Origin of the sequence: Paenibacillus silagei (genome assembly GCF_017874735.1) — a bacterium.
GTDB lineage: Bacteria > Bacillota > Bacilli > Paenibacillales > Paenibacillaceae > Paenibacillus_AQ > Paenibacillus_AQ silagei.
Genome location: NZ_JAGGLV010000032.1, coordinates 1 through 26,141, shown reverse-complemented (window position 1 = coordinate 26,141; position 26,141 = coordinate 1). Strand labels below are relative to the sequence as shown.

The 26,141-nt window shown below is 53.1% G+C and carries 21 protein-coding genes; 20 read left to right on the top strand and 1 reads right to left on the bottom strand.

Annotated elements, in window-relative coordinates; genetic code table 11:
- Positions 1-72: 72 nt before the first annotated feature.
- The 16 genes from proS to dut all read left to right on the top strand — a co-directional run bounded on the left by proS (position 73) and on the right by dut (position 20,138).
- A complete protein-coding gene (proS, locus tag J2Z70_RS29935) occupies positions 73-1,521 on the top strand; it encodes a proline--tRNA ligase (RefSeq protein WP_209879034.1) in 1,449 nt (482 codons plus the stop codon).
- Positions 1,522-1,687: 166 nt separating this feature from the next.
- Complete coding sequence (locus J2Z70_RS29930) at positions 1,688-6,019, top strand: PolC-type DNA polymerase III (RefSeq protein ID WP_036724720.1); 4,332 nt, start codon at positions 1,688-1,690, stop codon at positions 6,017-6,019.
- Positions 6,020-6,210: 191 nt separating this feature from the next.
- Positions 6,211-6,678 (top strand): ribosome maturation factor RimP, encoded by a 468-nt coding sequence (rimP, locus tag J2Z70_RS29925; protein WP_036724721.1) that lies wholly within the window; start codon positions 6,211-6,213, stop codon positions 6,676-6,678.
- Between the two features lie 26 nt (positions 6,679-6,704).
- Positions 6,705-7,802, top strand: a complete 1,098-nt coding sequence (nusA, locus tag J2Z70_RS29920) for a transcription termination factor NusA (protein WP_036724723.1) — start codon at positions 6,705-6,707, stop codon at positions 7,800-7,802.
- Between the two features lie 30 nt (positions 7,803-7,832).
- The gene (rnpM, locus tag J2Z70_RS29915; protein WP_036692616.1) at positions 7,833-8,141 is read left to right on the top strand and encodes an RNase P modulator RnpM; all 309 of its coding nucleotides are present in this window, start codon (positions 7,833-7,835) and stop codon (positions 8,139-8,141) included.
- On the top strand, positions 8,134-8,457 hold the full coding sequence (locus tag J2Z70_RS29910) for a YlxQ family RNA-binding protein (protein WP_036724725.1): 324 nt from the start codon (positions 8,134-8,136) through the stop codon (positions 8,455-8,457). The genes rnpM and J2Z70_RS29910 overlap by 8 nt, the downstream gene beginning before the upstream one ends.
- The gene (gene infB / locus J2Z70_RS29905; protein WP_209879032.1) at positions 8,450-11,107 is read left to right on the top strand and encodes a translation initiation factor IF-2; all 2,658 of its coding nucleotides are present in this window, start codon (positions 8,450-8,452) and stop codon (positions 11,105-11,107) included. Before J2Z70_RS29910 ends, infB begins: the two co-directional genes overlap by 8 nt.
- An 18-nt stretch (positions 11,108-11,125) precedes the next feature.
- A complete protein-coding gene (gene rbfA / locus J2Z70_RS29900; RefSeq protein WP_036692621.1) occupies positions 11,126-11,473 on the top strand; it encodes a 30S ribosome-binding factor RbfA in 348 nt (115 codons plus the stop codon).
- Between the two features lie 26 nt (positions 11,474-11,499).
- Positions 11,500-12,477, top strand: coding sequence for a DHH family phosphoesterase (locus J2Z70_RS29895; RefSeq protein ID WP_209879030.1), 978 nt, complete (start codon positions 11,500-11,502; stop codon positions 12,475-12,477).
- On the top strand, positions 12,474-13,388 hold the full coding sequence (gene truB, locus J2Z70_RS29890; RefSeq protein ID WP_209879028.1) for a tRNA pseudouridine(55) synthase TruB: 915 nt from the start codon (positions 12,474-12,476) through the stop codon (positions 13,386-13,388). Before J2Z70_RS29895 ends, truB begins: the two co-directional genes overlap by 4 nt.
- 36 nt (positions 13,389-13,424) lie before the next feature.
- Entirely contained in the window at positions 13,425-14,372 is a 948-nt protein-coding gene (locus tag J2Z70_RS29885; RefSeq protein WP_036724731.1) for a bifunctional riboflavin kinase/FAD synthetase, read from the top strand.
- Positions 14,373-14,521: 149 nt separating this feature from the next.
- On the top strand, positions 14,522-14,791 hold the full coding sequence (gene rpsO / locus J2Z70_RS29880) for a 30S ribosomal protein S15 (RefSeq protein ID WP_019910460.1): 270 nt from the start codon (positions 14,522-14,524) through the stop codon (positions 14,789-14,791).
- A gap of 224 nt (positions 14,792-15,015) precedes the next feature.
- Positions 15,016-17,118 carry a polyribonucleotide nucleotidyltransferase gene (pnp, locus tag J2Z70_RS29875; protein ID WP_209879026.1) on the top strand — a complete coding sequence of 701 codons (2,103 nt, stop codon included), beginning with the start codon at positions 15,016-15,018 and terminating at the stop codon, positions 17,116-17,118.
- A 264-nt stretch (positions 17,119-17,382) separates the two neighbouring features.
- A complete protein-coding gene (locus J2Z70_RS29870; RefSeq protein WP_209879023.1) occupies positions 17,383-18,369 on the top strand; it encodes a polysaccharide deacetylase family protein in 987 nt (328 codons plus the stop codon).
- 79 nt (positions 18,370-18,448) lie between these two features.
- Positions 18,449-19,714: a M16 family metallopeptidase gene (locus J2Z70_RS29865; protein WP_036724735.1), complete on the top strand. Its 1,266-nt coding sequence runs from the start codon at positions 18,449-18,451 to the stop codon at positions 19,712-19,714.
- Positions 19,686-20,138: a dUTP diphosphatase gene (gene dut / locus J2Z70_RS29860; protein ID WP_076078657.1), complete on the top strand. Its 453-nt coding sequence runs from the start codon at positions 19,686-19,688 to the stop codon at positions 20,136-20,138. Before J2Z70_RS29865 ends, dut begins: the two co-directional genes overlap by 29 nt.
- A 99-nt stretch (positions 20,139-20,237) precedes the next feature.
- Here dut and J2Z70_RS29855 read toward each other — a convergent pair whose 3' ends face one another.
- On the bottom strand, positions 20,238-21,662 hold the full coding sequence (locus J2Z70_RS29855; RefSeq protein WP_209879019.1) for a S41 family peptidase: 1,425 nt from the start codon (positions 21,660-21,662) through the stop codon (positions 20,238-20,240).
- A 167-nt stretch (positions 21,663-21,829) separates the two neighbouring features.
- Between J2Z70_RS29855 and dpsA the strand changes: the two genes are divergently transcribed.
- The 4 genes from dpsA (at position 21,830) to dapA (ending at position 25,654) form a co-directional block, all read left to right on the top strand.
- On the top strand, positions 21,830-22,726 hold the full coding sequence (dpsA, locus tag J2Z70_RS29850; protein WP_036724738.1) for a dipicolinate synthase subunit DpsA: 897 nt from the start codon (positions 21,830-21,832) through the stop codon (positions 22,724-22,726).
- Positions 22,727-23,323, top strand: coding sequence for a dipicolinate synthase subunit B (locus tag J2Z70_RS29845; RefSeq protein ID WP_036724740.1), 597 nt, complete (start codon positions 22,727-22,729; stop codon positions 23,321-23,323).
- Positions 23,324-23,541: 218 nt separating this feature from the next.
- Positions 23,542-24,762, top strand: coding sequence for an aspartate kinase (gene dapG, locus J2Z70_RS29840; protein ID WP_036692638.1), 1,221 nt, complete (start codon positions 23,542-23,544; stop codon positions 24,760-24,762).
- Between the two features lie 16 nt (positions 24,763-24,778).
- A complete protein-coding gene (gene dapA, locus J2Z70_RS29835) occupies positions 24,779-25,654 on the top strand; it encodes a 4-hydroxy-tetrahydrodipicolinate synthase (RefSeq protein ID WP_036724741.1) in 876 nt (291 codons plus the stop codon).
- Positions 25,655-26,141 lie beyond the last annotated feature (487 nt).

Sequence of the window (26,141 nt, the reverse complement as noted above, 5' to 3'; positions counted from 1 at the left end):
CCGTGATGCATTTGATTGGGCTTCATACCTAATGTGCAATCTGAGGGGCGAATAATAGGAGGATTTCTTCACATGGCCAAAGACAAGCAGTTCGTTACAGAGATCACGCCGCAGGGCGAGGATTTCTCACGCTGGTATATCGATGTTATCAAAAAAGCGGACCTGATGGATTATTCGCCGGTCCGCGGCTGTATCGTGTTCAAACCGGACGGCTATGAAATCTGGGAGCATATTCAGGAGGAAATGAACCGCCGCCTGAAGGCGACCGGTCACCGGAATGCCTACTTCCCGCTGTTCATTCCCGAGAGCTTTTTCCAGAAGGAGAAGGAACATGTGGAGGGCTTCAACCCGGAGCTGCCTTGGGTGACTGAGGCCGGAGGCGATGTGCTGGAAGAACGTCTGGCAATCCGTCCTACGTCCGAGACGATGTTCGGCCATATGTATTCCAAGTGGATTCAGTCTTACCGCGACCTTCCGGTGCTGATCAACCAATGGGCCAACGTGGTCCGCTGGGAGAAACGTACCCTGCCGTTTATCCGTACGACGGAATTCCTCTGGCAGGAAGGCCATACCGCGCATGAGAATGAGACGGAAGCACGCGTAGAAACGATGAAGATGCTTGATAACTACCGCGACTTCGTGGAGACCTTTCTGGCTATTCCGGTAGTGACCGGACAGAAGACGCCATCCGAGCGGTTTGCCGGTGCTGTGGATACGTATTCCATTGAAGCGATGATGAAGGATGGACGGGCTGTACAGGCCGCTACCTCCCATTATCTGGGCACCAAGTTCGCGGTTGCTTTTGATATCCAATATCTGAACCGGGAGAATGTACTGGAACATGCACATACCACCTCGTGGGGCTCTACCACGCGTCTGATCGGTTCCCTCATCATGGTGCATGGTGACGACCGCGGACTGGCTCTGCCGCCGAAGGTAGCGCCTACGCAAGTCATTATGATTCCAATCGGACCGCCTAAGACCCGCGAAGCAGTCATCGGACGTACCGACGAACTGTTTGGTGAGCTTAAGAGCGCCGGAATCCGCGTGCGTGTAGATGACCGTGCGGATGTAACCCCGGGCTGGAAGTTCAATGAATATGAAATGCGCGGCGTCCCTGTCCGTCTGGAGCTTGGACCGCGTGATATGGAGAATGGCGTCTGCGTGCTCGTATCCCGGATCAGCGGCGAGAAGAAGGTCATTCAGCAGGAGAACCTGGTTGAAGAAGTGAATGCGATGCTTGCGCAGGTCCACCAGGAAATGTACGAGCGGGCACTGAAATTCCGTGAGGATCATTTCTATTCCGTAGACACTCTTGAGCAGATGAAGGATTCCATGGAGGAGAAACGCGGCTTTGCGCTTGCAGGCTGGTGCGGCTCTGAGGAATGTGAAGATAAGGTCAAGGAAGAGACCGGCGCAGGCAGCCGTAATATTCCGTTCCACCCGTCAGAAACGAAAGAGACCTGTATTTGCTGCGGCAAGCCTGCTCAGCATACGGTTGTATTTGCCAAAGCATATTAATCGGCAACCTTATATTTGTTATTTTTTATATCAGCTTCTGGCGAAAGGAGTCGGCGGGCCGCAAGTACCCAATGCTTTTTAAGCCGGAGGCTTTTTCTTACAATAGATCTTATTAGAATGACGTCGAAATCTTACGCCAATTATTGCCGAGTTAGGTGGGGAATGCATGGAGCAGAACGTGGAGAGAAGAAAGAGGTTTGAGCTGTTGATGAAGCAGGGGGAGATTCCGCCTGCCATGATTGATCCCTATTTTGTAGACGGACAGATTGAACGGGTGGAGATTAGCCGCGGCAACCATGACTGGCATATCGTGATTGCGAAGACAACCCTGATTCCCGCCCAGACCTACCGGGCATTTATCCTTAGAATGCGTGAGAAGCTGCAGCATATTGCCAAGGTCAGCTTCTTGTTCCTATATGATGATACTGTAAGCAGAGCTGATATTGTACAGGAGTACTGGGGCATGTTCCTGGAGTGGGTCCAGCGTGAGATTCCGTCCGTCAACGGTTGGCTGACGCGCTCCAGCCAGGAGCTGCAGGACGGCACGCTCATCCTAAGCCTGAACGATTCCATGTCGCTCGAACTGGCCCGCAAAAAGGGTATCGAAGCCGCCATTATTAAATATTATGATAAATACTTCGCGCTCCCTCTCAAGGTCAAGCTGCAGATGTCCGAGGATGAGACCAAGAACAAAGCGGATGCCTATGAGGAATTCCAGCAGAAGCTCCAGCAGGAGCAGCGTGAGCTGGTAGAGCTGATGATGATGAACAGTGAGCCGGACGAGCCTGAAGAAGCGGGGGACCCGGGCGAGGTCATTAAGCTTCAGATCGGGAATGACATTAAGGAGCAGGCCGTCTCCATTCTGGAGATTCAGGATGAAGAGAAGAAGATTACAATCCAGGGGACGATCTTCGGGCTGGACAGCAAGGAGCTGCGTAACGGGAATACGCTGTTCACCTTCTGCATCACAGACTTTACAGATTCCCTGCAGATGAAGATGTTCGCGAAGACCAAGGAAGAGCTGAAGATCATGGGTCAGCTGGCTAACGGCAAATGGGTCCGGGCGCGCGGCAAAGTGGAATATGACCGGTTCATGCAGATTCCCGAGCTGGTGATGATTCCTTCGGATCTGACCGAGGTGTCGGCACCGCCTGCACGTAAGGACAATGCTAAGGAGAAGCGCGTGGAGTTCCACTTGCATACGACCATGAGCACGATGGATGCGGTAGCACCGATTGATGCCTATGTCAAAACAGCTGCGAAATGGGGCCACCCGGCACTTGCAGTTACCGACCATGGCAATGTTCAGAGCTTCCCGGATGCGAATCATGCCGCCCATAAGCATAAGCTCAAGATGCTCTACGGTGTCGAGGCTAATGTCGTCAATGACGCGGTCAATATCGTGGAGAATGCGCAGCCGCTGGAGCTTAAGACGGCAACCTATGTCGTTTTTGACATCGAGACCACGGGGCTGTCCATCACGCGCAATAACATCACGGAGCTTGCGGCGATCAAGATGTGCGAAGGCAAGGAGCTGGACCGCTACACCACCTTTGTCAATCCGCATGAGAAAATTCCCTACCACATCCAGCAGCTGACGAACATTACGGATGAAATGGTCAAGGATGCACCGGATCTGGAACCGGTACTTAAGGAATTCGTGGAGTTTGTAGGAGACAGCATTCTCGTTGCGCACAATGCGCGGTTCGATATGGGCTTCATTCAAGCTTCTCTGAAGAAGCTGGGGCAGCCGGAGCTGCCGAATCCTTCACTGGATACGCTGGAGCTGGCGCGTCTGCTCTTCCCCAAAATGAAGAACCACCGGCTCAATACGCTTGCTGACAAGTACAAGGTACTGCTGGAGAGCCATCACCGTGCGGTGGATGATACGATAGCACTGGGCGGGATTCTGAACGGTCTCTTGGCTGATGCGGAGAAGATGAAGGGGATGACCCGGCTGGACCGGCTGAATGATTATGTAGGCAATGACCTGTCGAATGTGCGGCCGTTTCACTGCGGCATCTATGCACTGAATCCCATCGGCAAAAAGAACCTCTACAAGCTGATCTCCATGTCGCATACCGAGTACTACAAGCGGGTACCCTGCATTCCGAAATCGAAGCTTGAAGAGCATCGGGACGGACTGCTCGTCATATCCGGCTGTGAGCGGGGCGAGTTCTTCGAGGCTGTGCTGAACAAGACCGTAGAAGAGGCGATTGAGGTTGCCCAGTTCTATGATGTGCTGGAAATCCAGCCGCTGACCATGTACATGCATCTGGTGGATAAAGGGTTCGTAGCGAGTCCAGAGGACCTGCGGGGAGTTGTACGCAAAATCTGTGAGATTGGCGAGCAGATAAACAAGCCGGTGATAGCCACTGGGAATGTGCACTATCTGGAGCCGCGCGATAAGCTGTTCCGCGATATTACGATCCACGGGATTACCGGGTTCAGTCCGCTGAAGGACCAGAACAAGCCGGATGCCCACTTCCGTACAACCGATGAGATGCTTGCCGAGTTCGAATACCTGGGTGCAGCCAAAGCGAAGGAAGTCGTGGTCACGAATACTGTTGAGCTGGCTGAGCGGTTCGAGGAATACGATCTGTTCCCAAGCGATCTCTTCACACCTATTATTGAAGGTGCGGATGATGAGATCCGCAATACCTGCTATGACACTGCCAAATCGATCTACGGCGAGGAGCTGCCGGAGGTTGTGGTTGCCCGTCTGGAGAAGGAGCTTGCCCCGATTATTAAATACGGGTTCTCCGCCAACTATCTGATCTCGGAACGGCTGGTCAAAAAGTCGAACCAGGACGGTTATCTCGTCGGTTCCCGTGGCTCGGTAGGCTCGTCGGTAGTGGCAACATTCCTTGGAATATCGGAGGTTAATCCGCTTCCGGCCCACTATATCTGCACCAATTCCGAATGCCGGCACAGCGAATGGTTCCTGGACGGAAGTGTGCCGAGCGGCTTTGACTTACCGGATAAGGACTGTCCGGATTGCGGCGGCAAGCTTAAGGGAGAAGGGCAGGATATTCCGTTTGAGACCTTCCTGGGCTTCAAAGGGGACAAGGTTCCCGATATCGACCTTAACTTCTCCGGGGAGTATCAGCCGAACGCCCATAATTTTACCAAAACAATGTTCGGTCCGGACAATGTATTCCGCGCGGGAACCATCGGTACAGTGGCGGAGAAGACCGCCTTCGGCTTCACTAAGAAATATGAGGAGCATCACCAGAAGCGCTGGCGCGGCGCGGAGGTTGGACGGCTTGCTGCCGGCTGTACCGGTGTGAAGCGCAGTACGGGGCAGCATCCCGGCGGTATCGTTGTTTTGCCGGACTACATGGAGATCGAAGATATCACTCCGGTGCAGTTCCCGGCGGATGATGTGACAGCCGAGTGGAAGACTACCCATTTCGACTATCACGCCTTCGATGCCAACCTGCTCAAGCTCGATATTCTCGGCCACGATGATCCGACGATGATGCGGATGCTGCAGGATCTGACTGGCGTCGACCCGACGACCATTCCAATGAATGATCCGAAGGTGATGAGTATGTTCAACTCTACGGATGCGCTCGGGGTAAGGCCGGATCAGATCCGCACCCCGGTAGCCACTTATGGAGTGCCCGAGATGGGGACGAAGTTCGTCCGCCAGATGCTTGTCGAAGCGAAGCCGTCCAGCTTTGCCGATTTGCTGCAGATTTCGGGGCTGTCCCATGGAACCGGCGTGTGGCTGGGAAATGCCCAGGAGCTGATCAAGAACAACACCTGCAACATTAAGACGGTAATCGGCTGCCGTGATGATATTATGCTCTATCTGATCTATAAGGCGGGCATGGATGCCAGTCTGGCCTTCAAAATTACGGAGAGCGTGCGTAAAGGGAAGGGCTTGCCGCCGGAGTGGATTGAAGAGATGAAGAATTGCAAGGTGCCGCAGTGGTACATTGATTCCTGTCTCAAAATCCAGTACATGTTCCCGAAGGCCCATGCCGCGGCTTATGTTATTTCAGCGGTGCGCACAGCCTTCTTCAAGCTGTATCATCCGATAGAATACTATGCGACTTACTTCTCGGTCCGCGCGGCGGATTTCGATATCGAGCTGTGCTGCAAAGGCTACGAAGCCATTGCGCGCCAGCTGGTAGAGATCGAAGCCAAGGGCTTCCAGGCGCTGCCTAAGGAAAAAGCCATGCTTCCGGTACTGGAGATGGCCCTGGAGATGACCGCACGCGGCTTCACCTTTAAGAACATTGATCTGTACCGCTCGGATGCTACCAAATTCACGGTGGACGGTACCAGCCTGATCCCTCCGTTCTCCTCGCTTGCGGGAATCGGGGATAATGCTGCGATTAATATCGCCGCTGCCAAGGACGCAGGAGAATTCCTCTCCATTGAGGATTTCCAGCAGAAATCCAAGGCCAGTAAAACGGTGATTGAGCTGCTCACGGGAATGGGCTGCTTCCGGGGATTGCCGGAGAGCAACCAGCTTTCACTGTTCTAACAACCGGCTTAAGTGATAGCATATAGAGTCCTTTAAAAAGGGGAGTCAAGGGCTGGTACTTGTCAGTGCTGCCTCACTATGGTATAATTTTTTTGGTAATAATGAGATAAGTCCGTTGTGTAAAGAGTGGGGAAACCCACTCTTTATCTTTGGTATATAGCAAAAGACAAGTTCGTGGAGGTAATCTTCTTTTGAGCACACCCAAATCCAAAATTAAACAAACGGTAGAGCAGCTGCTCGGGTCCTATCTCGAGGACAATGGTTTCGAACTGGTGGACGTTGAATACGTGAAGGAAGGCTCCAACTGGTTTCTGCGCGTATTCGTAGACAAAGAGGGCGGCATCGATATCGATGACTGCGGTACCATCAGCGAATATATCAGCCAGAAGCTGGATGAGAATGATCCGTTCTCCGAAGCGTATTTCCTTGAAGTCTCCTCGCCGGGAGCTGAGCGTCCGCTCAAGAAAGCTGCGGATGTCGCCAAGGCAGTAGGCAAGGACGTATATGTAACGGTCTATGAGCCGATTCAAGGACTCAAAGAATTCGAAGGCCGGTTGCTCTCGTTCGAGAACGAGGAACTGCTCATCTCCGCGGGCAAAAAAGAACATGTGGTACCTTACGCCAAGGTCGCCAGTGCGAGATTGGCCATTATTTTTTAACGTCTTGAAAGGGGGACCGGAATTTCATGAGTATGGAGTTTATTGAAGCTATGAATGAACTGGAAAGGGAGAAAGGCATCAGCAAGGATGTGCTGTTCGAAGCCATCGAAGCGGCGCTGATCTCCAGCTATAAACGCAATTTCAATGCGGCGCAGAATGTGCGTGTGGATATGAACCGCAACACAGGCGTAATCAAGGTGTTTGCCCGCAAGCTGATTGTGGAGGAGGTTCTCGATGCACGGACCGAGATCTCACTCCTGGCTGCCCGGGAGATCAACCCGCATTTCCAGCTGGAGGACATCGCCGAGCAGGAGGTCACGCCGCGTGATTTCGGCCGCATTGCCGCCCAGACTGCGAAGCAGGTGGTTACCCAGCGTATCCGTGAAGCGGAACGCGGCCTGATCTATAACGCTTTTATCGACAAGGAAGATGATATTGTTACCGGCCTTGTACAGCGTCAGGATATGCGCAATATCTATGTGGATCTTGGCAAAATCGAGGCGGTTCTTCCGCTGAGCGAGCTGATGCCTGGAGAGAAGTTCAAGCAGAGCGAGCGCATCAAGGCTTATATCACCAAGGTGGAGAACACGACCAAAGGACCGCAGATCATGCTGTCCCGCAGTCATCCGGGTCTCCTGAAGCGTCTGTTCGAGCTGGAGGTGCCGGAGATTTTTGACGGGGTGGTGGAGATTCGTTCCGTTGCCCGCGAAGCCGGCTTCCGCTCCAAGATCGCCGTGTTCTCACGCAATCCTGAAGTGGACCCGGTGGGCTCCTGCGTAGGACCGAGAGGCACGCGTGTACAGACCATCGTGACTGAGCTTCGCGGTGAGAAGATTGATATCGTCAGATATTCCGAGCTGGTGCAGGAGTACGTAGCCAATGCGCTTAGCCCGTCCAAGGTGCTTGAGGTTCAAGTCTTTGAAGCTGAGAAAATGGCCCGCGTCATTGTTCCTGACTATCAGCTGTCGCTGGCTATCGGCATCAAGGGGCAGAATGCCCGTCTTGCCGCAAAGCTGACCGGCTGGAAGATCGATATCAAGAGCGAGACGCAGGCGGAGCAGGAATACGGTAGACCCAGATCGTCCAATGATGAAATGCATCAGGATTCCGTCTCCATCGATTAATGAATGCTGACTGACGGGAGGTGCTTTGTTATGAAGCAAAGAAAGGTGCCGCTGCGTAAATGCGTTGCCAGCCAGGAGATGATGCCCAAGAAAGAGCTGATTCGCGTGGTGAGAACGCCTGAAGGCGAGGTGCTGATCGACCTGACAGGCAAGAAGTCGGGCCGTGGCGCTTATATCTGCGGTAAACTGGAATACTTTAAGCTAGCACAGAAGACCAAAGCACTTGACCGGGCATTAAAATGTCAGGTCAGTCCTGAAATCTATGCCCAGCTTGCCCGGGATTTTGCATCCGTGGAGGAGCAGTTTTTGGCAGCGAAGGATAGTGAGGACAATGAGTAAGACACTTTCTTATTTAGGGCTTGCGATGAGAGCAGGCAAGATTGTCACCGGCGATGAGGCTGTGCTTAAGGCAGTGCGGTCTTCAGAGGCGAAGCTGGTCGTCCTGGCAGGTGACGCTTCAGATAATACCCAGAAGAAGTTCCGCGATAAATGCGGAACCTACGATATTCCACTAGTAATCGCATTTCACCGGGATGAACTCGGTGCAAGTATTGGTAAGGACCAGCGCGTGGTGCTGGCCGTTACGGATAAAGGATTCGCGGAAATGATCTCCAGAACGCTTGGAGATACTGTCGGAGGTGGAGTTATTGACTAAAGAAGATAATAAGGATAAGCTGCGCGTATACGAATATGCCAAGTCTTTGAACATGAGCAGTAAAGAAATTATTACCATTCTGAAGCGTTTGGATGTCCCGGTGAATAATCATATGAGTGTCATGGAGAATGGCTCCGTGAACAAAGTTGAGCAATTCTTCAAGGACATCAAGTCAAACGCTGCAGCCAAGCGGGACAACGGCACCAGCAGCCGTCCGGTAGTGACTACCGGTGCGGTAACCGCCGAAGTACGCAGTGCTCAGAATACCAACAAAATTCATTCGGAAAAGCAGGTAGGTATGAACAGTAACCAAAACAACAACCAATCGACGACGTCCCCAAGGCCCCAAAGCGGACAAGATTCCCGCAGAACACAAACATCAGGCTCCGCTCAGAATTCCCGCCCGCAGGGCAGTTCAAGCAGCAGCCGTCCGCAAAGCAGTTCGACTGGAAGCCGCCCGCAAGGCAGCTCCACCGGCAGCCGCCCACAGGGCAGCTCCACTGGCGGAAGCCGTCCACAAGGCAGCTCTACTGGCGGAAGCCGCCCACAGGGCAGCTCCACTGGCAGCCGTCCGCAAGGCAGCTCTACTGGCGGAAGCCGTCCACAAGGCAGCTCTACTAGCGGAAGCCGCCCACAGGGCAGCTCTACTGGCAGCCGTCCGCAAGGACAAGGCGGCGCACCACGTACAGGTGACCGTCCGTCAGGTCAAGGCAATGCAGGCGGAGGTTTCTCACGCAATGACGGCCCTAAGAAGAATACCACTGGCGGCAGACCTGGCGGCAACAACAGCGGCCAGAAACGTTACGACGACAACAAGGGCGGCAACTATCGCGGCCGTGGCGGCAAGAACAACCGCGGCAGAAACCAGCCGACCGTATATCGTGAGAAGATTGACAACACACCTAAGAAAATCATTGTCCGTGGCAGCATGACCGTGGGTGAAACCGCGAAGCTGCTTCACAAGGATGCTTCGGAAGTGATTAAGAAGCTGATCTCGATGGGGGTTATGGCCACCATCAATCAGGAGCTTGATATCGATACGATTCTGCTGCTGGCCGGCGAATTCGGCGTAGAAGTAGAAGTGAAGATTCCGGTTGACGAAGACAGCTTCGAGACCGTTGAAGAGAATGATTCCGAAGACGATCTGATGACACGGCCACCGGTTGTAACGATCATGGGTCACGTTGACCATGGTAAAACAACCTTGCTCGATGCTATCCGTTCCACGAATGTATCCGGCGGCGAAGCAGGCGGAATTACGCAGCATATCGGTGCCTATCAGGTTGAGATTAATCATAAAAAAATCACATTCCTTGATACTCCGGGCCATGAAGCGTTCACCGCAATGCGTGCCCGTGGTGCCCAGGTTACGGATATGACGATTATCGTTGTAGCGGCAGATGACGGCGTAATGCCTCAGACTGTAGAAGCGATCAACCATGCCAAGGCAGCCGGACTTCCGATCATTGTGGCAGTTAACAAGATCGATAAGCCGGGCGCAGACCCTGACAAGGTGAAGCAGGAGCTTACAAGCTATGAGCTGGTGCCGGAAGAGTGGGGCGGCGATACAATCTTCGTCAACCTGTCGGCTAAGCAGCGCATTAACCTTGAAGAGCTGCTGGAAATGATCCTGCTCGTTGCCGAAGTGAATGAGTACAAGGCGAACCCGGACAAACGGGCACGCGGTACTGTTATAGAAGCTGAGCTTGACAAGAATCGTGGACCGGTTGCCCGTATTCTGGTGCAGAACGGTACACTGAAGGTCGGAGACGCATTTGTAGCGGGTAACTGCTTCGGCCGCGTACGCGCCATGGTGAATGACAAGGGACGCAAAATCAAAGAAGCAGGGCCTTCCACTCCAGTGGAAATTACCGGTCTGACCGAGGTGCCGCAGGCGGGCGATCCGTTCATGGCCTTCGAAGATGAGCGTAAAGCACGTGCAATCTCTGACAGACGTTCTACATCGCAGCGCCAGTCCGAGCTGAACACGAACACCCGCGTTACGTTGGATGATCTGTTCAAGCACATCAAGGACGGCGAGATCAAGGATCTTAACGTAATCATCAAGGGTGACGTTCAGGGTTCGGTAGAGGCGCTTAAGGGCTCCTTGGCCAAGATCGAAGTGGAAGGCGTACGCGTGAAGATCCTTCACAGCGGTGCCGGCGCGATTACAGAATCCGATATTACCCTGGCAGCAGCTTCCAATGCTATTGTGATTGGCTTCAACGTTCGTCCGGATGCCCAGACGAAAGCGGCAGCTGAGCAGGAGAAGGTGGATGTGCGTCTGCATAACATCATCTACAATGTCATTGAAGAGATTGAAAGTGCCATGAAGGGCATGCTTGATCCTATCTTTAAAGAGAACGTTATCGGCCACGCTGAAGTGCGCAACGTATTCAAAATCAGCAAAGTGGGCAGTGTCGCAGGTTGTATGGTTACCGACGGCAAAATTACCCGCAATGCTGAAATGCGCCTGATCCGCAGCGGTATCGTTGTCTTCACAGGCAAAATCGACACCTTGAAGCGTTTCAAAGATGATGCAAAAGAAGTGGCACAGGGTTATGAATGTGGCATAACTTTGGAACGCTATAATGATGTCCTTGAAGGCGACATCATCGAAGCATTCATCATGGAAACGGTAGAGCGCTAAGCGAAGAGGTGAAATAAGATGTCTAAAATCAGAGCGGGACGGGTTGGCGAGCAGATTAAGAAAGAGCTGAGCCAGCTCATCCAGAGCGGACTGAAGGACCCGCGTGTCGGGTTCGTAACTGTAACTGGCGTAGATGTGACGAACGATCTGTCACAGGCCAAGGTATACCTGAGCGTATTCGGGGACGAGGAGCAGAAGTCAGACTCGCTTAGAGCGATTGAGAAAGCTAATGGCTTTCTCCGCTCGGAGCTTGGCAAAGCGATCCGCCTGCGCCATACGCCTGAGCTGATCTTCAAGATTGACGAATCCGTTGCTTACGGAAGTCATATTGAGAAGCTGCTCGGCGAAATCGGCAAAAACGAATAGGCTACGGAACATAAAGGAGACGGCGAATGCAGAGCTATGAACAAAGTCTCCAGCAGACGCGTAAGTTTCTGCTGGAACACGACGATTATCTTGTAGTGTCGCATGTTCAGCCGGACGGAGATGCAGTCAGCTCCACCCTCGCGGTGGGCTGGCTTCTCTCATGTCTGGGCAAAAAATATCTGATGCTGAATGAAGGCCAGATTCCGCAGCGGATGGAATACTTGTGGCATGCCGATCAGATTGTCAATCTGTCTGAAGGTTCTTTGCCCCGCCAGTACGGCCATGTGATATGTGTTGACTGTGCGGATTTCCAGCGTGTAGGACTGACCCAGCAGCATTTCACCAGTGATGCCCTGATCTTGAATATAGACCATCATCCAACGAACAACGGCTATGGCGCGGTGAATCTCATCAAGCCGGATGCGGCAGCGACAGCAGAGATTCTGTTCGATCTGCTGAAGACCTTTGAACTGGAGTGGGATATTGATATTGCCACAGCCATTTATACTGGGCTGTTAACGGATACCGGCGGTTTCCGTTACAGCAATACTTCTCCTAAAGTGATGGCGGCGGTATCCGAGCTGCTGGCACTGGGCGTGAATGGACCGGACCTGGCAGAGACCCTGCTGGAAGAGATGACGCTTCCCCAGGTTAAGGTGCTCAACCGCGCACTTAGCACATTACAGCTTAGTCCTGAAGGAGATATAGCCTGGGTGTATGTTACACCTCAGGATATGCTGGACTCTGGAGCGGCCAATGAGGATCTTGAAGGGATTGTCAACTATCCCCGTAATATCCGCGGGGTAGAGGTAGGCATTCTGTTCAAGGTCATTGATGACCATGCGGTGAAGGCCAGCCTGCGTTCAGCAGGTAAGGTGGATGTGGCGCTACTTGCGCAAGCCTTCGGCGGCGGCGGACACACCCGTGCAGCGGGCGCGCGTATTAATGGAAGTCTGGAAGAAGCTGTGGCACAGGTGCTTGAGGAGGTCAAACGTCATTTATGAGTGAGCTTACAGGAGTTCTGGCTGTATATAAGCCGGCTGGGTTTACTTCACATGATGTTGTGGCCAAGGCGCGGCGCATTCTGGGCATGAAGCGGATTGGACATACCGGGACACTTGATCCTCAGGTAACTGGTGTATTGCCGCTCTGTCTGGGACGGGCTACTAGAGTAGTTGAGTATATCCAGGAACTGCCCAAGGAATATGTTGCCACACTGCGGCTGGGAATGGCCAGCGATACAGAGGACCTGACCGGCACGATTACGGAATCTGTGGAGGAGGTTCATATCACAGAAGCCGAAGTGCTGGCTGTGCTGAACTCCTTTCAGGGCGTGATCTCACAGGTACCGCCGATGTATTCCGCAGTGAAGGTGGACGGCAAGCGTCTGTACGAGCTGGCCCGGGAAGGCAAGACCGTAGAGCGCAAGAGCCGTGAAGTGGAGATTTATGAGATTGAGATGCAGGAAATGGTCTGGAACGGCAATTATCCGGAGATCACTTTCCGGGCGTTATGCTCCAAGGGAACCTATATCCGCACCCTCTGTGTAGATATCGGACGTAAGCTTGGTCTTCCCGGTGTGATGGTGAAGCTGGAGCGGACGATGTCGGCCGGGATCTCGGCCAGTCATTGCCTGACTCTGGAGCAAATTGCCGAACACAAGGAAGGCGGCACACTGGATGAGCATCTGATTGCTGTCGACGAGGCGATTTCACATTTGCCCAGACATACCGTTGCGGCAGAGAAGAAGAAATCAGCCCTGCAGGGGCAGCGTCTGTCGTCCCGTTTTGTAATGCCGGAAGTGAAGCAGGCCGGAGATTTCCGTCTCTATGATCAGCAAGGGGAGTTCCTCGGTATTTATGCTTTGGAGGCTACCGGAGCTATTGCACCTGTCAAGGTGTTTGCCCAGGTCTAAACTTTAATTTATTCGCGAATGTAGGTGAGAAACAGCGTGAGAACCGTAACGTTAAGCTATCCGATGCTGCCTGAGGCGGCAGCACAGTACGCGCAGCCTCAAGTAGTTGCTCTGGGACAGTTCGATGGACTGCACCTCGGGCATGCCAGTGTCATCACATCAGCTGTTGCTCTTGCCCGTGAGGCAGGTGTACCCGCTGCGGTGATGACCTTCTACCCCCATCCCAAGGATGTTATGGGCAAGGGGGATTATGAGGGATATTTGACCCCTTCTAAGGATAAGCAGGAGCTGCTTGCCGGGATGGGTGTTGAGCTTTTATATATAATTGAATTTAATGAAGAGCTCTCCCGGGTGAGTCCGGCGGATTTTGTCTCTGTAATGCTGCTTCCGCTGCAGATTATAACTGCAGTTGTTGGGTTCGACTTCCGCTTCGGCTACATGGGCGGGGGAGATGCGGACACGCTTGCGGAGCTGGGACAGGGTGCGATGAAGGTAGAGACGGTCGCCCCGTTCCTGCTTGAAGGAGAGAAGGTCAGCAGCTCGGGTATTCGCAAGAGCTTGCTGAGCGGGGAACTGGATAAGGCCAATGCCTGGTTTGGACGTTGTTATCACCTGCGCGGTATCGTCGGTCACGGGGAGAAGCGGGGCCGGACCATCGGCTTTCCGACCGCGAACCTGCAGCTCGAAGACCGCTATGTGATTCCGGCCAAGGGCGTATACGCCGTCAAGGTCTTTTACCGGGACGAGGTCTTGTACGGGGTGATGAATGTCGGCGTGAAGCCAACATTTCACGAAGGCGTGACCACTCCGAGCTTTGAGGTACACCTGTTTGATTTTGCCTCAGATATCTATGGGCAGGAGCTTAAGGTGGAGCTGGTCTCCTATATCCGCTCAGAGCGCAAATTTGAGTCTATCCAGGCCTTAATTGCACAGATCGGCGCAGATGCTGAGACGGCCAAAGGGATGCTGGGATATCATTCCTAATCTTTCCGGACAAGCCGTTTACTTTTGCCTGTGAAGGTGCTATACTGATTAACGTTGCTGGAATGACAGCATGTGAACCTTAGCTTGGTTACTTGTTCTCACCGACGGTGACGAGGCTACTGGCGATTATAATGAAGGAGGTGAACAGGATGGCATTGACTCAAGAACGTAAACACCAATTGATCGACGAGCACAAAACTCATGAATCCGATACTGGATCCCCTGAGGTGCAAGTTGCTATCCTTACGGAGAACATCGTTAATTTGACTGACCACTTGCGTACGCACAAGAAGGATCATCATTCCCGCCGCGGACTGCTGAAGATGGTTGGACAACGTCGTAAACTGCTGGCGTATTTGAAGAACAAAGACATCAGACGTTACAGCGCCCTGATCGAAAAACTGGGATTGCGTCGTTAATTTTCCATAAGCTAAGCCCAAAAGCAGCCTGGTTGTATACCGTATGTCCTTCTTACGAGCGACAGCGGGACAGCCGGGTTGCTTTTTGAAAATTTAGGGTAAACTTTTACAGTTGACAAGTTGATAGCATTCGCAAAAACGGCTATAGCACTTCTGCGGAGGACAAGCCGTTTTTGCTTGTAGAACATACAGGAACGTATTATTACCATTCAAGGAGGGGTTTTATGGAACAACGTGTGGAAATGCAGCTGGGCGGAAGACGCCTTGTGCTGGAAACAGGCCGTCTGGCCAAACAAGCGAACGCAGCCGTGATGGTGCGTTACGGAGATACTTCAGTATTGTGTACGGTTACAGCATCCAGTGAGCCTAAAGATCTGGATTTCTTCCCGCTTACAGTGAATTATGAGGAAAGATTATATGCAGTAGGCAAAATCCCTGGCGGATTCATCAAACGTGAAGGACGTCCGAGCGAGAAAGCGATTCTGTCCAGCCGTCTGACAGACCGTCCCATTCGTCCATTGTTCCCGGAAGGATTCCGCAATGACGTTCAAGTCTTGAACCTGGTAATGAGCGTGGATCAGGACTGTGCGCCTGATATTGCTGCCATGATCGGTACTTCCGCTGCGCTTAGTATTTCCGATGTGCCGTTCAACGGACCAATCGGCGGCGTGGCTGTCGGCCGGATTAACGGAGAATTCATCATCAACCCTGATCAAGCCCAGCAGGCAATCAGCGATATTTATGTGGTTGTGGCCGGTACGAAGGATGCCATCATGATGGTGGAAGCTGAAGCCAATGAAGTGACTGAAGAAGTGATGCTTGAAGCGATCATGTTTGGACATGACGAGGTCCGCAAGATTGTGGCTGTGATTGAACAGCTCGTAGCCGTTGCCGGTAAAGAGAAGATGGCTGTGAAGCTGCATGCGGTTAATGCGGATGTGAATACAGAGGTTCGTGCTTTTGCAGAGAGTCGTCTGGTGGAAGCCGTAAGAATTGCCGAGAAGCATGCCCGTCAGGATGCTATTGATCTGGTGAACAATGAAGCGGTGGCGTATTTCGCAGAGAAATACATAGAAACCCCAGAGCTTCTTAAGGATGTTAAGGAAGCCCTGCATGATATCGTGAAGGATGAAGTAAGACGTCTGATTACACATGACAAGGTTCGTCCGGATGGACGTAAGCTGGACGAGATCCGTCCGATCGAATGTGATACAGCGCTGCTGCCGCGTACGCACGGTTCCGGTCTGTTCACACGCGGCCAGACACAGATCCTCAGCGTATGTACACTGGGCGCACTGGGCGATGTGCAGATTCTGGATGGTATTGATCCGGCTGAAACCAAGCGCTTCATGCACCATTACAACTTCCCTCCGTTCAGCGTTGGGGAAGCCCGTCCGCTAAGAGCACCGGGACGCCGCGAGATCGGCCACGGGGCACTCGGTGAACGCGCATTGTCCAAGGTGATTCCAAGTGAGACTGAATTCCCGTACACCATCCGTCTGGTATCCGAAGCGATTGAATCCAATGGCTCCACCTCCCAGGCAAGTATCTGTGCCAGTATTCTGGCGATGATGGATGCAGGGGTACCTATCAAGGCTCCTGTAGCTGGTGTAGCGATGGGTCTGATCAAGGACGGGGAGCATGTGTCCATCCTGACCGATATTCAAGGCATGGAAGATCACCTCGGCGATATGGACTTCAAGGTAGCAGGTACAGCAGAAGGCGTAACGGCGATTCAGATGGATATCAAAATCGACGGCATCGACCGCAAAATTCTGCATGAAGCGCTTGAGCAAGCCAGAGAAGGCCGGATGTTCATTTTGGGTAAAATGAATGAAGCGATTGCTGCTCCAAGACCGAGCCTGTCTAAATATGCTCCGAAGATCATTATCATCAATATCAATCCGGACAAGATCCGTGATGTGATCGGTGCCGGCGGTAAAATCATCAACAAGATCATTGAAGAAACCGGCGTGAAGATCGACATCGAACAGGATGGCCGCGTATTTATCGGTTCTTCTGACGAAGCTATGATCCAGAAGGCCCGTGGCATCATCGAAGGAATTGTGAAGGAAGTAGTGGTTGGTGAGATTTATGTGGGTACGGTTAGACGCATTGAGAAATTCGGCGCATTTGTTGAATTGATCCCTGGCAAAGACGGACTTGTGCATATTTCCCAGCTGTCCACTGAGCGTGTGGCGAAAGTGGAAGATGTTGTGGCGATTGGCGACACCATTACCGTGAAGGTAACGGAAATCGACCAGCAAGGCCGCGTCAACCTGTCGCGCAAAGCAGTTCTGACTTCTGAGAGCGGAGCGAAGGCGTAATTCTTACGCCGCCGCTTCACCGATATTCCAACTATAGAGATGAAGAAGAGACAGAAGCAGGACGGTTCTGCCTCTTTTTTTTGGAAAAGTATATGCAGCAGTACCGTCCTGACTGACGGTTATACCATACCCGCTTGAAGGCAGCATTGATGCAGTATGCATAATTTTCACCCTTCATACATAGGCTGGGACAAAGCGTCCCCGCACGGCTTGACCCTGGTGCGGAGACGGAACAGACCGTTTGTGCCGGGGAGGTATAACGTCATGAAGACGGACAAGGCGGCGCTAGTGCTGGCTTGCATCGCAGTAGTCATTGGAATTGGCAGCACGAATGGACCCGTGAAAGAGATGATTGCCGGGCTTAAGCCTCAGGCGGAGGCCACCGTGATGAGCTATGCAATGAATCAGGCGGAGGATGATCTGCGCGCGCAGATTACCCGCCGTGCCGAGGCGCTGAATGCGCAGCCGGTGAATGCTGTTGTGGACCGGGTATGGAAAGCCATACCAGGGTATAACGGGCTAGAGGTCGATGTAGAGGCAACCTACCGGAGCGCGCTTTTACGGGGACCCGAAGCAGGCCTTAAGCTATTGTACCGCCAGATTAAGCCTAAGGTATCACTGGATGATCTGGGAGCGCAGCCGATTTACCGGGGGAATCCGGCGAAGCCGATGGCCTCGCTGATGATTAATGTGGCCTGGGGGAATGAGTATATCCGTCCGATGCTGGACATTCTGGATGCAGAGAAGGTGAAGGCTACCTTTTTTCTGGACGGAAGCTGGTTAAGCCGCAACAAGGAGCTTGCAGCAGAGATGCTGAAGCGCGGGCATGAGGTGGAGAACCATGCGTATACGCATCCTAAGATGAGTAGTCTAAGCCGGACACGTGCTACTGCCGAAATTGAGAAGACGCAGAAGCTGCTGAAGGAAAGCCTGGGTGTGACGAACAAGTGGTTTGCTCCGCCGTCAGGCGACTTTAACCAGCAGACGGTGGAGATCGCCGCCTCACTGGGACTGAAGACGGTGCTGTGGACGCTGGATACGGTCGATTGGCGCAATCCGTCCCCCGAATCCGTTGTTGCCAAGATCAGCAGCCGGGTAGAGCCGGGAACGTTAATCCTGATGCATCCGACAGCATCCTCCTCGCAAGCGCTGAGAGGGATGATCCGGGGAATCAGAGCCAAGGGCCTGCAGCTGGGAACCGTCAGTCAGACACTCTCCGCTGAGCGTATCATGACTGCGGAAGTTGAGTGAACGCCCTATTTCTGATAGGATAAGAGGCGCGAATAACAAATACAGACAGAACCAGGGGCTGTGCCAGGAGGATTACACATTGGACAAAATATTATTATCGAACGGACTCCGGGTGGTGACCGAGAAGATCCCGACCGGCCGGTCCGTATCTTTCGGAATCTGGGTCAAGACGGGCTCCCGCAACGAGAACCCGCTGAACAACGGGATTTCCCATTTCATCGAGCATATGCTCTTTAAGGGGACTGACCGCTATAGCGCCAAGGATATTGCCGAACAGTTCGATGCCATTGGCGGGAACGTCAATGCGTTTACCTCGAAGGAATATACATGCTTTTATGCGAAGGTGCTGGATGAGCATCTGCCGATTGCCGTGGATGTGCTGGCAGATATGTTCTTCCGCTCACGGATGGATGCCGAGGAGCTGGCCAAGGAGAAGAATGTAATCCTGGAGGAAATCGCCATGTGCGAGGACACGCCGGATGATCTTGTCCATGAGCTGATGTGTGCTGCCGCTTACGGTGAGCACCCGCTGGCCTATACGATTCTCGGGCTGAAGGAACGCCTGCTGGAGATGACGCCGGATGATCTGCGTGCTTACATGAAGGAGCAGTACACCATCGAGAATACAGTCATCAGCGTAGCCGGTAATATTAACGACGGTCTGATTCCGCTGCTGGAGCAGCATTTCGGTTCCTTCACGAATCATGGTGAAGCGCCGGTGCTGACTGAGCCTGCATATCAGGGGGAGCTGGTGTTCCACAAAAAGAAGACCGAGCAGAATCACATCTGCATCTCCTTGCCGGGCGTCCGCAGCGGCGGGCCGCTGCAATATCCGATGGCACTCCTCAACAATGCGTTCGGCGGCGGCATGAGCTCGCGGCTGTTCCAGGAGATCCGCGAGAAGCGCGGTCTGGCCTATTCTGTCTTCTCGTACCACAGCGCCCAGGCTGACAGCGGCTTGTTCACGGTGTATGCCGGGACAGCGCCGAAGCAGACCAAGGAAGTTACAGAGCTGATCAAAGAGATGCTGCGTGATCTGGCCGTGAACGGTCTGAGCGAGGACGAACTGCGTAAAGGCAAGGAGCAGCTCAAGGGCAGCCTGATTCTCAGTCTGGAGAGCACGGGCAGCCGGATGAACCGGATGGGCAAAAATGAGCTGATGCTCGGCCGTCAGGATACGTTGGATGAAATGATAGCTAAAATCGGAGCTGTAACCATGGATGATATCAATGCTCTGCTGGACTTTATGTTCGCACAGCCGTTGTCCCTGGCGATGGTAGGCTCCACTGATAAAGCGATAGCCAATGTTAGGAGAGATGATCTTGCCTCATTACGTTCAAATTAACAAACTACCGGGGAATGAGGATGTGCTGCTACCCTGCAAAATGTCCGAGCAGGCCTCGGGATATGACCTGTATGCCGCTGTAGGAGAGCCTGTGGTGCTTGCTCCGGGCGAGCGGACGCTGATCCCCACCGGTATATCCCTGGCGATGCCAGGCGGGCTGGAGGCGCAGATCCGTCCGCGCAGCGGGCTGGCCCTCAAGCATGGCATCACCTGCCTGAACACACCGGGCACCATCGATGCGGATTACCGGGGCGAGATTAAGGTGCTGCTGATCAATCTGGGACAGGAGCCGTTTGCGATTGCCCGTAACGAGCGGATCGCCCAGATGGTATTCCAGGCTGTGCCTGAAGTGACTCTGGTGGAAGTGGATGAGCTGTCTGACACGGTTCGCGGAGCCGGCGGCTTCGGGCATACTGGCAAATAGTAAATAGGAATTATAAAAAAGCTTGCGGACACGCACCTTAAGGTGCGCTTTCCGCAAGCTTTTTTTGAAATATATCGTTTAGCTGGAAGAGCCCCCAGTCTATTTCTTTACAATGACCTCATATAGCTTCTCCATCTGGGCATCCCTGCGCTCAATAATATCATTAGCAGTTGTATAGGCTTCAATATCAGGAATCACGGCTGTGGCCGGGTCGCGGGAAGGATCAGGACGGGTGAATTTTTGGAAAGAGACCTGAAAGCCGATGTCCGATGCCGGAAGCTGGAAGCCGATAACATTTCCGTAAGCGGACGGCTGATTTCCGCTCGCCTCACCAATGATTTGACCGAGTTTGTTGTCTTGTATGATCAGAGCGAACCAGTTCGCCGAGCTGAAGGTACGGGGAGAAGTCAGTACATAGATGCGCCCGTTGAAGGGATGATCGGTCAGCCGGATATTTTGGACGGGAGCAGGTTCGTTCCTGCCTGTACCGTCGTCCGGAAAGTCTGGGAATTGCTGCTTAACTTGTGGGGAGAAGCGGAGCTCACCTCCAAAACTCCGGTAGCTCCTGACATCCGTGTAGGCGAGAAATTCTTCAACCACCCTGGAATCCCCACCTCCATTATTCCTTAAATCAACCGCTATATTGCTGATTCCCTGTATGTAGACCTCGTCAAAGAAACGTTTTACCATTGACTTATAATCCTTTGAATACACACAGTCATTTATCTGAAAGATTCCCAGGGACTGCTCAGGCTTGATTTCAAAAGTGAACGCAGCAGAATGTGCCGGGTACGGATTGTATTCCTTCTGTCCGCTGTCTGATGACAAGGGGATGCTCTCCGAAATTTGATGTCCGGCCCTTGTTGCGTTTATCAAGACTGTACCTTCGGTGACCAGTCCTAAATGCTGCAGGAACCATTCTGACCGGAGCAGGCTGGCTGCTTGTGTTCTTACCCAGTTCTCATTCTCTGCCGGAATAAGCTGCTGCAGATCCTCTTCGAGATCCTTGACACTGCGTCCTCCAATGGCTGTAATCCGATCCCCTGGCTGAAAGGCTCCCCGTCTATCCTTCACCAGCAGACCCTCCCGGCTCCAAAATAAAGGCAAATCAAGGATATTTACCTCCGGGAGCGGGTAGAGCGTCGTGTGCCCGTCATGAAGCAGCATGACTATAGTGTCTGCAATGAAATAGAATTCACCGCGTGTCTTGGATTGCTTAATGTTGGCGTAAGCAGTGTCAATAACGGATTGCTCATCATTGGTCCAACCGTTGATCAGACGGGGGTGCATCTGGACAAGTGTATGTACAAGCTTATCGAGGTCCTCTTTCATTTGCTCCGGACTTAGCTCTGTCATGGCAGGACTAGGGGCATGTGCAGAAATGGCTACTTTATTGCCGGGGAAAGAGTTTGCTTGTTCACTCTTTGGACCGCTAATACCGGTCCGATTCATGTAGACTGTTGCTGTAGCAATTGCTGCAACTGCGATGACTGCTACAATGTAACGAATGAATTTATTCCGCATAGCATTCCTTTCATATCCATTTTTAGTTGATTATAGATTGAAATATCAGCAAACTCTGTGATTAATATCGGTGCTTCAGGAATTCCTCTCCGCTCTTCACCCATCGGCGGCTTCCGGCATAAGATGCTCTATAGTCGAATGTGGTTGTGGAAAGGAGCGTCATCCCTATGCTTACTGGCATCAGGATCGTGTTCCTGGGCGGGGACGCGAGACAAATTGAAGTGATTCGGAAATGTGTGGAATTGGATGCGGCCGTAAGCGTTGCCGGATTCGATACATGGGATGCCCCATGCCCGGGGGTAAGCCTGGAACTGTTGTCGCCCGAGCTGCTGGGTGAAGCGGATGTGCTGGTGCTGCCGGCGGTCGGCTGCGATGATGAGGGTTACATTAATGCGCTGTATTCTTCGGAACGCCTCCAGCTGCGGGAGGAGCATATCGCGGCACTGCCGTCCCGGGCATTGGTATACACCGGCATGGCTAAAAGCTATTTGCGCGGCCTGTGTGCCGGTCATTCGCTGAAGCTGGTGGAGCTGCTGAACAGGGACGATGTGGCGATCTACAACTCTATTCCGACAGCGGAAGGAGCTTTGGTGATGGCCGTACAGAACACGGACTTTACCATACACGGCTCCACATCGATGGTGCTGGGGATGGGCCGGACCGGCTTCACCATGGCCAGAACCCTCCAGGGAATGGGGGCAACGGTCAAAGTAGGCGTCAGGAAGCAGGAGCACTTTGCAAGGGCGGAGGAAATGGGCTGGAAGCCTTTTATGACAGAGGATTTGCTGCTGCATGCACCTGAGGCGGATCTGATCTTCAACACCATACCCGCTATGATTATCAACGCACAGGTCCTGTCCCGGCTTCAGCCGCACTGCGTGATCATCGATTTGGCGTCCGCACCGGGCGGATGCGACTTCCGTTATGCCGAGAAGCGCGGGATCAAGGCGATGCTGGCACCGGGCCTGCCCGGGATTGTTGCCCCCAAGAGCGCCGGAATCATTATGGCAGGTGCGCTGGTACAGTCGATATCGGACGAGACTTTAATCAGGGGGGATGAATGAATGGATTGGCACGGAAAAACAGTAGGTTATGCCATTACCGGCTCACACTGCACCTTCGCTGAGGTGATGCCGCAGATTCAGCGGTTCATGGACTCAGGAGCGAATGTGGTGCCGATTGTGTCTGCTTCGGTACTGAACACGGATACCCGCTTTGGAACCTCGGAAAATTGGTTAAAACAGTTGAAAGATATAACAGGGAATGATATCATTTCTACAATTGTTGAAGCGGAGCCGCTGGGTCCTTCCAAGCTGCTGGATGTGCTGACGATTGCTCCCTGCACAGGGAACACAACAAGCAAGCTGGCGAACGCGATGACGGACAGTCCGGTGCTGATGGCAGCCAAATCGCAGATGCGCAACGGGCGTCCGCTGGTGCTGGCGATCTCGACGAATGACGGACTTGGGCTTAACGCTGCGAATATTGCGAAGCTCCTGGTAGCCAAACATATTTATTTCGTCCCGTTCGGACAGGATAATCCCGAGGGGAAGCCGAATTCGCTGGTGGCGCAGATGGATCTCATTCCCGAAGCCTGTTACGCCGCCCTGCAGGGTCACCAGTTACAGCCTATGTTAGTACAACGATTTCATTCTGCATAGCTTATATAATCAGTACAAGATTGGCCCGGAAGAGCGAATTTTAGCTGACGGACCCATAAGCTTCATTTCTGCCGTCCTCATCCCGGGGGCGGCACGAACAATTTTACGCTATAATAAGAGTCAGGTTATCGCGGCTACGAACACTTCTGCCTCGCGGGGTGATTTATTTCACGTAGGGTTCAGTAAGTCTGCTGAGAGAAGCAATGGAGGAATTATACATGGGTATTTTGGTGCAAAAATTCGGCGGAACCTCACTCTCCACACCAGTGGCCAGAGAACACGTAATCCGTCATGTCAAACGGGAACTGGCCAGCGGGTTCAGCCTGGTGGTCGTAGTCTCGGCTATGGGCCGCAAGGGGGAGCCCTATGCTACCGATACACTGCTTGATCTGGCGGTTCAGAGCGGGAATTCACTGCCGGACCGGGAACGGGATTTGCTGATGTGCTGCGGGGAGATCATCTCGGCGGCCAATCTGTGCGGTCTGCTGGAGCAGGAGGGTATCCGGTCGACGGTGCTGACAGGAGCGCAAGCCGGATTCCTGACCGACAACAGCTATGGCAATGCCAGAATCCTGGACGTGCGCACAGAACGCATTCTACGGGAACTGCGTGAGCATAAAGTAGTAATAGTAACCGGTTTCCAGGGTCAGACTGAAGCGGGTGATTTCACCACACTGGGCCGCGGAGGAAGCGACACCTCAGCTACAGCCCTTGGGGCTGCGCTGCGTGCGGATATGGTAGACATCTATACGGATGTGGACGGAATACTCACCGCTGATCCGCGGATTGTTGAAGATGCAAGACAGCTTACTTATGTCAGCTACACCGAGATTTGTAACATGGCGTATCAGGGAGCCAAGGTCATTCATCCACGGGCTGTGGAGATTGCCATGCAGGCGCAGATTCCGGTGCGTGTACGCTCGACCTTCTCCGAAGCGGAAGGGACGCTTGTGACCCATCCCGAGGGCTTCAGTGATGTATCCCATGGAGTGGTGGACCGGTTCGTCACAGGGGTTGCCTATGTCAGCAATATTACGCAGATCTCGGTGGAATGTCCGGAGGGCAATGGAACCGGGGTGCAGCTGCAGATCTTCAAAAGCATGGCCGATAACGGAATCAGCGTGGACTTCATCAATGTGACACCGACCGAGGCCGTATATACCGTGTTCGATGACAAATCGGAGCAGGCGATTGCTGCGCTGCAGGAGCTGGGCCTGCGTCCCAAGAGCTTGTCCGGCTGTGCCAAGGTCTCCGTCATCGGCGGGGGCATCAACGGTGTTCCGGGAATTATGGCGCATATCGTCGAGGCGCTCAGCTCGCAGAACATCCAGATTCTGCAGTCTGCTGATTCCAACACAACGATCTGGGTTCTCGTGAAAAAAGAAGATATGGTGCAGTCGGTTCGCGCCCTGCATGCCAAGTTTGAATTGCACCGCTGACAAGGAGGAATTCAAAGTGGATTTCGGAAGACTGATCACCGCAATGGTTACCCCGTTTGACGGGGAAGGAGAAATCAACTGGGAAGCAACTTCAAGGCTGGTCGATTACCTGATCGAGGAACAAAAGTCCGCTGCGCTCGTAGTCTGCGGAACCACCGGCGAATCGCCGACCCTAACCGATAAGGAGAAGCTGAAGCTGTTCTCCTTCGTGAAGCAGCAGGCAGCCGGACGTTGTAAAATTATTGCCGGCACCGGCAGCAACAGCACCAGACATTCCACCGAGCTTACTAAGGAAGCCGAGAAAATCGGCGTGGACGGTGTGCTTCTGGTCGTCCCTTATTACAATAAACCGAATCAGGAAGGGCTCTACCAGCATTTCTCTGCCATTGCTGCTGCGACTTCACTGCCATGCATCTTGTACAATGTGCCAGGACGAACGACAGTAAGCATGAGTGTAGCTACCACCCTGCGTCTGGCGGAGATCCCTAATATTGTGGCTACGAAGGAATGTGCTTCGGTAGACCAGATTACATGGATTGCCTCAGCTTGTCCTGAAGACTTCCATGTCTACACCGGAGATGATTCCGCCGGTCTCGCGACGCTTGCTGTGGGAGGACACGGTATTATCAGTGTGGCCAGCCATGTTGTCGGAGCGCAGATGTCAGAGATGATCGAGGCCTTCACCTCCGGGAATGTCCGCCGTGCAGGCGAGCTTCACAGGCAGCTGTTTCCGGTCTTCAAGGGACTGTTCGAGTGTCCGCAGCCGCTGCCGAACCCCTCGGCCGTGAAGTATGCGCTCGGACTGCGCGGGATGGATGTCGGCTCGGTCCGCCTGCCGCTGGTTTCACCGACGGAAGAAGAGGCGGCCTTCATTGCTGCTCTGCTCAGATAAGTTAGTCCAGGCATGGATAAGTGAATAGGCGAAGATAGGTACAACGGCAAGGGGCTGTCCCAAAAGCCATGAAATGGCTGCTTGGGACAGCTTTTTATTTTGGAGTAGGATCAACGTGAGCACTTGGGTGGACGCTGCGCGAACGGACCGTTGTTTCAATCGCTGTGGTCTCCAGATTTTTTTCATTCCCCTTAGCGGTGAAAATCCGGAGACCAAGGCGACCGCTGCCGCTTTTTCACAATCGTTCCGTCCTCTCCGCTGTTTAAGCGGGAAAAGTTTCTTCAAATCTTTCTAAAATCACAAAAAGAAACCTCTCTTTTGTTAAAATGGAGTTACCACACAACCATTTCAAAGGAGAGGTTTCTTTGTACATTCAATATACCATGGACCAACTTTGCTTGCCAATGGATCTGGAAGAAGATATCCCGGAAAATCACCTCGTTCGCGTCGTGAATGCCGCCGTCAATCGGCTGGACAACGCCATTTT